8 protein-coding genes and 1 pseudogene are annotated in these 11262 nt (G+C 66.8%); 4 read left to right on the forward strand and 5 right to left on the reverse strand.

Annotation, left to right across the window (positions count from 1 at the left end):
* The 4 genes and pseudogenes from CON76_RS13705 to apaG all read right to left on the reverse strand — a co-directional run.
* A pseudogene (locus CON76_RS13705) lies at positions 1-1338 on the reverse strand (hypothetical protein); the annotation flags it as partial.
* 145 nt (positions 1339-1483) lie between these two features.
* Positions 1484-2488 (reverse strand): thiamine-phosphate kinase, encoded by a 1005-nt coding sequence (gene thiL / locus CON76_RS07025; protein ID WP_101102655.1) that lies wholly within the window; start codon positions 2486-2488, stop codon positions 1484-1486.
* A complete protein-coding gene (locus tag CON76_RS07030; RefSeq protein WP_101102656.1) occupies positions 2475-4460 on the reverse strand; it encodes a site-specific recombinase in 1986 nt (661 codons plus the stop codon). Before CON76_RS07030 ends, thiL begins: the two co-directional genes overlap by 14 nt.
* Positions 4461-4468: 8 nt before the next feature.
* On the reverse strand, positions 4469-4858 hold the full coding sequence (gene apaG, locus CON76_RS07035; RefSeq protein WP_101102657.1) for a Co2+/Mg2+ efflux protein ApaG: 390 nt from the start codon (positions 4856-4858) through the stop codon (positions 4469-4471).
* Positions 4859-4906: 48 nt separating this feature from the next.
* Between apaG and rpe the strand changes: the two genes are divergently transcribed.
* Entirely contained in the window at positions 4907-5584 is a 678-nt protein-coding gene (gene rpe / locus CON76_RS07040) for a ribulose-phosphate 3-epimerase (protein ID WP_101102658.1), read from the forward strand.
* Here rpe and CON76_RS07045 read toward each other — a convergent pair.
* Entirely contained in the window at positions 5523-6491 is a 969-nt protein-coding gene (locus tag CON76_RS07045; protein ID WP_169929010.1) for a hypothetical protein, read from the reverse strand. The two genes, rpe and CON76_RS07045, sit on opposite strands and share 62 nt — an antisense overlap.
* Here CON76_RS07045 and CON76_RS07050 point away from each other — a divergent pair.
* From CON76_RS07050 to CON76_RS07060, 3 genes are all read left to right on the forward strand, one after another.
* On the forward strand, positions 6463-7992 hold the full coding sequence (locus tag CON76_RS07050) for a methyl-accepting chemotaxis protein (protein WP_101102660.1): 1530 nt from the start codon (positions 6463-6465) through the stop codon (positions 7990-7992). The genes CON76_RS07045 and CON76_RS07050 overlap by 29 nt on opposite strands.
* A gap of 110 nt (positions 7993-8102) precedes the next feature.
* The gene (locus CON76_RS07055) at positions 8103-9293 is read left to right on the forward strand and encodes an MFS transporter (protein ID WP_101102662.1); all 1191 of its coding nucleotides are present in this window, start codon (positions 8103-8105) and stop codon (positions 9291-9293) included.
* 93 nt (positions 9294-9386) lie between these two features.
* Positions 9387-11114, forward strand: coding sequence for a cation:proton antiporter domain-containing protein (locus tag CON76_RS07060; RefSeq protein ID WP_101102661.1), 1728 nt, complete (start codon positions 9387-9389; stop codon positions 11112-11114).
* The last annotated feature ends 148 nt before the right edge of the window (positions 11115-11262 follow it).

Below are 11262 nucleotides of genomic sequence, written 5' to 3' on the forward strand. Positions count from 1 at the left end.
ATCGGTGGGCGCGTCCGTAGGCTCAGGTGGCAAACCAGAATCAGATCCACCTAAATCAACGCCAGCCTGAATTTCAACTTTTTGTGGTTCAACCGAATTACCATACTCATCTTTAGGAAGAATTGTCCCTTCAGGAAGACTCTGTCCTGGGGCAAGAGCAATCACAAAGCTCTTAATCCCACTCAGCGTCAAATGTGAAAAGTCCAGTGCTGGGCCTGTGTACCCACGCAAATCCAGAACAATTTGGCTATCTGCACTGGCTGATCCAATTTCAGAAAGATTAGGATCCAACAATTGTTGAACAGATAAAATTACCCGTGAGTTAATCAGAATCTTTCCAACCCCTAACGGAGCACCCCCATTAACTTCACTTAGATCAACCGTACCAAAAATAACTAATGTGTCTTCTGCTGTGGCATGAATATTTTTTCCAGATGCATCACTTTCAGATCTACCGCTACCACTTGTTAAAAGATCTTTTAAGTAGGATGACAATTGGCTCAGGTCTATTTTGCCGCCTGCACCGTCCGTACTGAAAACATTGCCAGAGCCAAACCTACTCAGATATTTTTCGATATCGGTAGCGGACAAAGAACCGACCAATACATACGTATCTGCACCGGCACCACCATCAATAATATCTGCACCTAAACGTCCCCAAATGAGATCATTACCGGCGTTACCTTTAATAACCTCTGCCCCGTCTGTTCCACGCAGGATATCAGAATTGTCTGTTCCGTTGATATCCTTGGGCGCGTCCGTAGGGAGTCCCCCGCCATCACCACCACTCGATGCAACAGCCGCCAAACCCACCGCCGCCACACCAGCCACAATGGCCGCTGGCGGCACTGCCGCAAACGCAGCAGCAACCGACGCCCCAGCGCCTTCAGCAGCAGTCAAGACAGTCGCGGCATCAGCCTCACCTTTGGCAACAGCAGCGGTTTGACCTGCTGTCTCCGCCGTTGTATCGGTAACAGATTCAGCGGGCACAGCCACATCGGCTTGGGCCACCAACACGTCTTGTTCCGGGGCCACGCCATCGGCAGGTATGGCCAACAGTTCTTCAGCGACAGCCTCGGGTTCGGCTGCGGCAATGTCGCGCACTTCAGGTGCACTGGAATCCAGCGACTCGGGCAAGGCTACCGGTTCAATGGCCGCCAATTGGCTGGCATTGAGCGCGGTGCCCGCATCGGTGGGTTGCCCCAGCAAACTGCGAACACCCGCACCATCGGCCAACACCTGATCGGCCACCACTGCGGCCAAACCAGCTGCTACTACGGACTGACTCTTGCCCGAACGGCGCATTAGGCTGCGCTTCGAGGTTTTCTTTTTTGCCATAATCTAACTCCACTAGGTACGTACAAGGGAAAAACCATTATAAAGAAGATGTCTCGTGCTAACCGTAAATTTACCGCATTGTTGCAATGCAACATTATGGATGCGTGTCATATAGCTCATAAAGTCTGAGTCAGCCCGCCGGCGTTTAGCTGAAGTGGTCGAAGCCACGCAAGATGGGCATTTGATCTGGCGGCAAAGCATGACCATCGGCCCCCAGCAGCAGCACACCACGTCCAGCGGCAACACGACCAATGCGTGTCGCCGCAGTGTGTGCGCGTTCTGTGGCAAACTGTACAGCGGCACGGGCGGTGGGCGGAGCGGTAAACACGAGTTCGTAATCGTCGCCGCCAGCCAGCGCGCAAGTCCAAGCCAGTTCTAAGGGTTGCTGGCGCACAGCATCGCTGACGGCGGCGGACTGCAACAGGGTTTCGGGGTACAACTCAGCCCCCACACCCGAAGCGGTCAGGATATGGCCCAAGTCGCCCAGCAGGCCATCGCTGACATCGGCGGCGGCGGTGGCAATGCCGCGCAGGGCTTGCCCCAGCGCCAGCCGGGGGGTGGGACATTCGAGCCGCTGGCGGGTGCGTTGCAGCACGTCCGCGGGCAGCGTGGTGTGGCCCAGCAAAGCTTCGAGCGCCAGGCGGGCATCGCCCACGGTGCCGCTGATGTAGATGTCGTCGCCCAGCTGGGCACCGCTGCGGCGCAGGGCTTGCCCCGCAGGCACCTGGCCGAACACGGTGATGCACAGGTTGAGCGGGCCGCGCGTGGTGTCGCCACCCACCAGCGGGCAGCGGTGCTGTTGCGCCAGCGCCAGCAGGCCGCGGCTGAAAGCGGCCAGCCACGCCTCGTCCGCCTGGGGCAGTGCGAGTGCCAGCGTGAAGCCCAGCGGCGTGGCGCCCATGGCGGCCAAGTCGCTCAGGTTGACGGCCAGCGCCTTGTGGCCCAGCGTGGCCGGATCGACATCGGCAAAGAAGTGGCGGCCTTCAACCAGCATGTCGCTGGAGATGGCGAGTTGCTGGCCGGGTTCGGGCGCCAGCAACGCACAGTCGTCGCCGATGCCCAGCACCAGCGATGGCGGCGCCACCGCCCCGCCCCACAGCTGGGCAGCAGGTTGGGCAAAGTAACGGCGGATCAGGTCAAACTCGCCCATCGGACGGCTCCTGCGGTGGCAGCACAAAGCTCCAGGGCTGGCGGCGCAGGCGGCGGCGGATGGCGGCGGCAATGCGGCCCCGGTTGACGGCGCTGATGTTGTGCGCGCGCAAGGCGACGCGGAACGCCAGGTAGAAGCTGATGGCCAGGTTGATGGGCCCAATCAGCAGCACGGCCGCCACGGCGCTCCAGAATTCGGGCGTGCCCAGCACCTGCCAGCCCAGCGCCACCGCCGCTGCGGTGATCTGGCCCGCCGAGAGCGTGACGTGGCGCACCTCCAGCCCCAGGCCAAAGAAGGCGGCAAAGGCGGGCACCAGCCCCAGCATCAGGCCCAGCGAGATGTTGGCGGCCAGGCCCGAGATGTTGCGGCGCATGAAGCTGGCCCAGCGCGCAGCACGCGCCGCGCCCAGCCAGCGCGTGAAGCGCGGGTTGTAGCGCCAGGCCGAGTCGATGCGGTGCAACACAAAGGCGTTCTCGACCCACCCGGCCACGATGCTGGAGGCAAACAGCAGCACGCCCGTGAAGGCGGCAAACAGCACCGACGCCCCCCCCACCTGGTGGCTGGCCAGCACGTAGCGCGCGGTGTCGGCGTCGATCATGAAGTGGCGCCCGCTGGCCCACAGCCCGGCGTTGAGCAGCAGCACCACCGGCACCACCAGCCCCAGGTTGCCCGCAATGGCGGCAATCTGCGAGCGCAGCAGGTGCGCCACCTCGTCCACAAAGGCGCGCATGGCGCGGGGGTGGCGGATGTGGCTGAGCTTGGCCGCCATGGCCGGGGCCGTGACGGCGGGCTGCTTGGTGGCCACCGTGAAGTGCAGCAACTGGATCAGCACGAACGACAAGGCGTAGTTCAGCCCCGCCGCCAGCCCGGCCCAGAACGCCGACCAGCCCAGCACGCCCAGCGCGAACTTGCCCCAGGTGGTCAGGCCCAGCACGGCGCCACCGCCAGCGGCGTAGCGCAGCATCTGGCGGTATTCGGCGCGGTTGCGGGTGATGTAGTGCTCGCCGGTTTGGGCGCTGCGTTCGGCCACCTTGGCCGCCATGAGCTGGGTGCTGCTGGAGAGCAAGGTGCGCAGGCTGCGGTTGTCGCGCCCCACCTGCACCAGGTCGGCCAGCAGGGCCACGGTGGCGCGCGCGGGCTGGGCCGAGTGCAGGGCGTCGAGCAGCATGTGGATGCGCAGCACGCGCTCGCGCAACTGGCGCAGCCGGAACACGATGCCGACCGAGATGCCGTGCTCTTCCAGGTGGGCGTACACGGTGTTGCTGGCGCGGCGGCAGGCCTCCAGCTGCGCTTGCAGCGCGGCCACGGCATCGGCCGCGGTGGCGCTGTGCGGCCCGTGCATCAGCACCGCGCTGCGCCAGCGTTCCAGGCACTGCGGCAGGCCGTGGAACGGGCGGCGCTGCAACACCTCGGGCGACATGCGGCTGCGGATTTCGGCGGCAAAGCCGGTGGCGCTGATCTGGCTGGCGGCAAACACCACCGCGTCGAGCAGCGTCACCGCCCAGGCGTTGGTCTGCGCCGGGTCGGCCAGCAGCAGCTGGCGCATGCGCTCCAGCGTGGGCGTGTCGAGCGCGCGCAGCCAGCGCACGTCAAACGGGTGCGAGAACACCAGCCCGAACAGCTCGCTGCTGTCGGTGGTCTCGGGCGTGCTGGGCAGCAGCTTGAGGCTGAGGCGGCGCCCCAGCTCGCTCAAGAAGGCGGTGCGCGGCGCAAAGCCAAAGTCGGCCAGCAGTGGCGTCATGTCCAGCGTGGTGGTGAAGACGCGCCACCAGGCCTGCCAGCGCTGCTGCAGCACGGGGTCGGCCTGCACCGCGTCGAGCAGCTGGTGGACGCGCACCAGCGCGGCGCGCACGTCGGTGGCCTCGCCGCGCACCCAGGCCACCACGCGGATCAGCCACAGGTGGCGCTGCGCCAGCGGCGCGTCGGGGTCGAGTCCGGCCAGCAGGGGCGGCAGTTGGTGGCGCGACGGCATGGGCGACCTCAGTGCAGCACGCGGCCCGGCGTGCCCGCACCGCTGTCGAGCACGAACAGCGGAATCTCAGCCTCGAAGCGGGTGCCGTCCTCGGCCACGCAGAAGTAGCTGCCGCGCATGGTGCCGGTGGCGGTGCGCAGTGGCGCGCCGCTGGTGTATTGGAACGATTCACCGGGGCGCAGCAGCGGCTGCTGGCCCACCACGCCCAGGCCGTTGACCTCTTCCACGTGGCCGCGCATGTCCTCGATGGTCCAGTGCCGCGCGATCAGCTGCGCCGCCACTTGGCCCGTGTTGGTGATGGTAATGGTGTACGCAAACAGGTACACCCCGGCGGCCGGGTCGGACTGCTCGGCCAGGTACTGCGGCTCGACCTGGCAGGAAAATTCGTATTTGGGCATGGCGCCAATGTTAACCAGCTGGCCCGCCAGCTGCCAAAATCACGCCCCATGACCACTTACCGCATTGCCCCCTCCATTTTGTCCGCCGACTTTGCCCGCCTGGGCGAGGAAGTCAAAGACGTGATTGCCGCTGGCGCCGACTGGATCCACTTCGACGTGATGGACAACCACTACGTGCCCAACCTCACGTTCGGCCCCATGATCTGCCAGGCGCTCAAGCCGCACGCCAAGACGCCCGACGGCGTGGCGGTGCCGATCGACGTGCACCTGATGATCGAGCCGGTGGATGCGCTGGCCGGGGCCTTTATCGACGCCGGGGCCGACCTGGTGAGCTTTCACCCCGACGCCTCCACCCACGTGCACCGCAGCGTGCAGGCCATCAAGGCCAAAGGGGCCAAGGCCGGGCTGGTGTTCAACCCCGCCGAGCCGCTGGACGTGCTGGACTGGGTGATCGACGACATCGACCTGATCCTGATCATGAGCGTCAACCCCGGCTTTGGTGGTCAGGGCTTCATCGACTCGGCGCTGCGCAAGATCGAGGCCGCGCGCAAGCGCATCGAAGCCAGCGGCAAGGACATCCGCCTGGAGGTGGACGGCGGCATCAAGGCCGACAACATCCGCCGCGTGGCCGACGCTGGCGCCGACACCTTTGTGGCCGGCAGTGCTATTTTTGGTCAATCTGATTACAGCCAGGTAATCGAACGCATGCGGGCGGCCCTGCGCTGATTGGGGTAAACCCGCAACATGAGCATGTGAGGGCCTGCGGGCCGGTGGCGCCTTGTAAGATGCGAGGCCTATGAGTTCTGCACCCCCTTCCCCGCGCCTGCTGGCCCCCGGTATTGCCCTGATGCGGCGCATGCCCATGACGCTGAAAATGCTGGGCATGGCCGCCACGCTGCTGCTGCCGCTGCTGGTGGTGGTGGGGGCCATGCTCATCAGCGGCCAGTGGCAGCAGCGCCAGCTGGCGTTGCTGGAGCTGCAGGGCGTGGCGGTGGTGGAGCGCATCACGGCGGTGGCGCAGGCGCTGCACCAGCACCGCTCGTACACCAGCATCGCGCTGTCGGGCAACGCGGCAGCGGGCGCACAACGCGACCAGGCACGCCAGCAGCTGGCCCAGGCCATGAACGCGCTGGACGCCCAGGTGCAGGCCAGCCCGGAGCTGGCACTGGCCGAACGCTGGGCCCAGCTGCGCGGTGTGCTGCAGCAGCTGGCGCAGGCCAACTGGTCCAGCGGCGAGCGGCTGCAGGCCATGCTGGAGCACCAGAAGGCGCTGGATTTGCTGCACGGCCTGCTCACGCTCAATGGCGAGACCTCCAAGCTGCTGCTCGATCCTGAGGCCGCCTCCTACTTCTGGATGGACATGGTGGCCGAACGCCTGGTGCTGCTGCAAGACACCACCGACCTGATGCGCGCCGAGGGCACCAGCGCCCTGCTGCGCGGCGACGAGGCCGTGAACGACGCCGTGCGCGTGGGCGGCCTGGCCGACCAGCTGCTGGGCCAGCTCGGCCGCCTGCAGGAAGCGGTGGCGGCACTGGAGCGCGCGGGCGAGACCCTGCCCCCCCCAATGGAAAGACACCCAGCAACGCACCCAGCAGTTTGCCGACGTGGTGCGCCTGACGCTGGGCAGCGGCATGGTGATGGGCGAGGTGACCTCGTACCTCAACGACGCCAGCGCCGTGCTGCAAGCGCAAACCCAGTTCAGCCAGCAGGCCGGCCAGCGCCTGAGCGCGCTGCTGCAGGCGCGCGCCGACGGCTACCTGATCGATTTGTGGCTCGAAGGCGCCGGGGCGGCGCTGGTGCTGCTGCTGCTGGCGTACGGCATGGCCTCGTTCTACCGCGCCACGCTCGACAGCCTGCAGCAGCTCAACCACGTGATGGAGCAGGCCACGCAGGGCGACCTCAGCAACGTGGTGCACGTGCCCGGCAGCGACGAGATGGCCCGCATGGGCGCCACCTTTGCCACCATGCTCAAGCGCCTGTCGGGGCTGGTGGCCGACATGCGCAGCGTCTCGGCGGTGCTGGGCCACATGGGCGAGAACCTGGTCGAGGACGGCCTCAACCTGTCAGACCGCACCCAGTCGCAGGCGGCCAGCCTGGAGCAGGCCTCGGCCAACGTGCGCGAGGTGGCCGAGACCGTGACCCGCAACGCCAGCGCCGCGCAAGAGATGAGCCGCGTGAGCAACCAGCTGCACCACAACACCGAAGCCGCCAGCGGCCTGATGCACCAGACCATGCAAGGCATGGGCACGCTGGAGGCCACCTCCAGGCGCATGACCGAGATCATCGGCACCATCGACAGCATCGCGTTCCAGACCAACATCCTGGCCCTGAACGCCGCCGTCGAGGCTGCGCGCGCCGGTGAGCAGGGCCGGGGCTTTGCCGTGGTGGCCACCGAGGTGCGCAACCTGGCCCAGCGCACCCAGTCCGCCGCCAGCGAGGTGCGCCAGCTGATTGCCGAATCCAACCAGCGCGTGCAGACCTCGGTGGGCGAGATCCACTCCGTCAACGGCGTGATGGACACGCTGGTGCAAGGCATCCGCGACATGGCCGGCCGCATCGACGGCATGGCCAGCGCCAGCCAGCAGCAAAGCGCGGCGCTGGGCGAGGTGGTGCAGGCCATGAACGCGCTCGACCAGATCACCAACCAGAACGGCGACATGGTGGAGCGCACCACCCAGCGCTCGGATCGCCTGATGCGCCGCACGCAGGACCTCAGCCACACCGTGCAGCACATCAAGCTGCCCCAGGGCACCGCCGACGAGGCGCGCCAGCTGGTGGAGGACGCCTGGACGCTGATCCAGCAGCAGGGCTACGAGCGTGCGGCGCAGGGCTTCTACAGCGCACCCTTCATCGACCGCGACCTCTACATCTTCGTGTTCGACCGCAACGGCGTGTACCAGGTGATGGGCGCCGACCAGCGCAAGAACGGCACCCGGCTGCACGACGCCCCGGGCGTGGACGCCGACCAGCTGCTGCGCGACGCCTGGGAGCGCGCCGACCAGGGCGGCGGCTGGGTGGAGTACAACATCATCAGCCCGGCCACGGGCGAGGTGCGGGGCAAGTCGTCGTTCGTGCGCGCCATCAACGACCGGCTGCTGATCGGGGCCGGTGCCTACCGCAGCGCACTGTTGTAACGCTTGAACGACAATTCGGGCTTGCCTGGACTTTTTGTCGGGCACCCTGGGGTGCCCGCGTTGCTGCTGTGCCCGATACCACCTCTGCCCCCCACCCCGACCTCCACCACATGACCGCCGACGAGCGGCGCGCCAGCACCGCGCTGGCCAGTGTTTTTGCGCTGCGCATGCTCGGGCTGTTCCTGGTGCTGCCCGTGTTTGCGCTGGAAGCGGCGCGCCTGCCCGGCGGCGACGACCCGGCCCGCGTGGGGCTGGCGATGGGGATCTACGGCCTGGCGCAGGCGCTGCTGCAGATTCCGCTGGGGCTGGCCTCGGACCGCTGGGGCCGCAAGCGCGTGATTGTGCTGGGGCTGGCGCTGTTTGCGGTGGGCAGCGTGCTGGCGGCCTGGGCGCCCACGCTGGACTGGCTGGTGGCGGGCCGTGCGGTGCAGGGTGCGGGGGCCATCTCCGCCGCCGTCACCGCCCTGCTGGCCGACCTGACGCGCGACAGCGTGCGCACCAAGGCGATGGCGCTGGTGGGCATTGGCATTGCGCTGATGTTTGCGCTGTCGCTGGTGCTGGCGCCGGTGCTGGCGGCACACATTGGCCTGCACGGCCTGTTTGCCCTGACCGCTGCGCTGGCCGTGGCTGGCATGGCGCTGGTGGTGTGGGTGGTGCCGGCCGAGCCCGCGCACCGCCCGGCCGCACGCGGTGGCCTGCGCGAGGTGCTGCGCCACCCCGGCCTGTTGCGGCTCGACGCCGGGGTGTTCGTGCTGCACGCGGTGCAGCTGGCCATGTGGGTGGCGGTGCCCGCGTTGCTGGTGCAGGCCGGACTGGCCAAGGCCGAGCACTGGCAGGTCTACCTGCCTGCGGTGGTGCTGGCGTTTGTGCTGATGGGCGGGGTGCTGTTCCGGCTGGAGCGGCGCGGCTACCTGCGTGCGGTGTTCCTGGTCTCGATCGGGCTGCTGCTGCTGGTGCAGCTGGGGCTGTGGTGGAGCGCCAGCGCAGGCAGCGCCTCGGTGGCCGGACTGGGGTTGGCTTTGCTGGCGTTTTTTCTGGGCTTCAACACCTTGGAGGCCAGCCAACCCAGCTTGGTGTCGCGGCTGGCCCCGGCGCACGCGCGTGGTGCGGCGCTGGGGGTGTACAACACGTTGCAATCGGTGGGCTTTTTTGTGGGCGGTGCAGTGGGTGGCTGGTTGGCCAAGCACTGGGGGCACAGCGGTGTGTTTGCCGCCTGCGCTGGCCTGACGCTGCTGTGGTTGCTGCTGGCCTGGCCCATGCAAGCCCCCACCACCCCACGCCAAGGGCCACAACGGGTTTGACTTGGGCCTTGCGGGAACCTCGTTCCCAACGGCGGCTCCATCTTGAAGTTGGGGATAATGGCCCTACGCCATTTCTGAATTTTAGGAGCCTAGATGCCGCATGATGTCACACTGATCGCAACAATTGCTGCTGGTTTTGGCCTAGCCATGATTTTTGGCCTGGTCGCTGCACGGCTCAAAATGCCACCGCTGGTGGGCTACCTGCTGGCTGGCATCCTGATCGGGCCGGGCACGCCCGGTTTTGTGGCCGACGTGGGGCTGGCGGGCCAGCTGGCCGAAATTGGCGTGATGTTGCTGATGTTTGGCGTCGGGCTGCATTTTTCGCTGCAAGACCTGATGGCGGTCAAGAAGATTGCCGTGCCGGGTGCCATGGTGCAGATTGCCGTGGCCACGGTGCTGGGTGCGGCCCTGAGCCTGCTGTGGGGCTGGAGCCTGGGCGCGGCGGTGGTGTTCGGGCTGTGCCTGTCGGTGGCCAGCACAGTGGTGCTGCTGCGCGCGCTGGAGGCACGCGGCCTGCTCAAGTCCGTCAACGGCCAGATTGCGGTGGGCTGGCTGGTGGTGGAAGACCTGGTGATGGTACTGGTGCTGGTGTTGCTGCCTGCGCTCTCGGGCGTGCTGGCGGGCACCGACGCCAGTGGCGCCATTCCGGTGGAGACCGCCTCCAGCGTCTGGATCACGGTTGGCATCACGCTGGCCAAGGTCAGCGCCTTCATTGTGCTGATGCTGGTGGTGGGGCGACGCGTGTTGCCCAAGCTGCTGTGGTGGGTAGCGCGCACCGGCTCGCAGGAGCTGTTCACCCTGAGCGTAGTGGCTATTGCGGTGGGTGTGGCGTTTGGCGCGGCCAAGCTGTTCGATGTCTCGTTTGCGCTGGGTGCGTTCTTTGCCGGCATGATGATGCGCGAATCGGAGTTCAGCCACCGCGCCGCCGACGAATCGTTGCCGCTGCGCGACGCGTTTGCGGTGCTGTTTTTTGTCTCGGTGGGCATGCTGTTTGACCCGGCGGTGGTGTGGCAGCAACCCCTCAAGTTGCTGGCGGTGGTGGTGGTGATGATGGTGGGCAAGACGCTGGCAGCTGCGGCGCTGGTGCTGGCGTTCCGCTACCCGCTCAACACCGCGCTGACGGTGGCGGTGAGCCTGGCGCAGATTGGCGAGTTCTCGTTCATCCTGGCCGGGCTGGGGGTGGGCCTGGGCCTGCTGCCGGTGGAAGGCCAGAGCCTGGTGCTGGCGGTGGCGCTGCTGTCGATTGCGGCCAACGCGGCACTGTTCTCGGCGGTGGAACCCATGCGTGGCTGGCTGCTGGCGCGCTCGGCCCTGGCGCGGCGGCTGGAGCAACGCGACGACCCACTGGCCGAACTGCCCGCCAGCACCCAGCGCGCCAACATCGAAGGACACGTGCTGCTGGTGGGCTACGGCCGCGTCGGCAGCCGCATTGCACGGCAACTGCGCGAACAGCAGGTGCCGGTGGTGGTGGCCGAACAGAACCGCGAGCTGGTGGACTGGCTGCGCCAGCAGGGCCACGCCGCCGTCAGCGGCAACGCCGAAGACGCCGCCGTGCTGATTCAGGCCCATGTGGCCAACGCTGCCATGCTGGTGGTGGCGGTGCCCGACGCGCTGCAGGCGCGCAAGATGGTGGAGATTGCGCGCAAGCTCAACCCCGGCATCCAGGTGGTGCTGCGCAGCCACAACGCCGAGGAAGCGCGCCTGCTGGCCGACGAAGGCTGGGGCACGGTGTTCCTGGAAGAACACGAGCTGGCCAAGGGCATGAGCGCGCACATCCTGGCCCGCTGCAGCCCCGCTGCCACATCCGCCCACCCCCATTGAGACCCGAAAGGCCCGCCATGACCACGCACCAGACGCATCCACCCTCCAGCGCCGACACGCCCCCGGTGGCCTGGCACGCCCTGCCCGCCGCCGAGGTGCTGCACGCGCTGCAAACCCCCGAGACCACGGGCCTAAGAATTTATCCGTA

It is taken from the genome of Macromonas bipunctata (assembly GCF_002837135.1).
Lineage (GTDB): Bacteria > Pseudomonadota > Gammaproteobacteria > Burkholderiales > Burkholderiaceae_C > Macromonas_A > Macromonas_A bipunctata.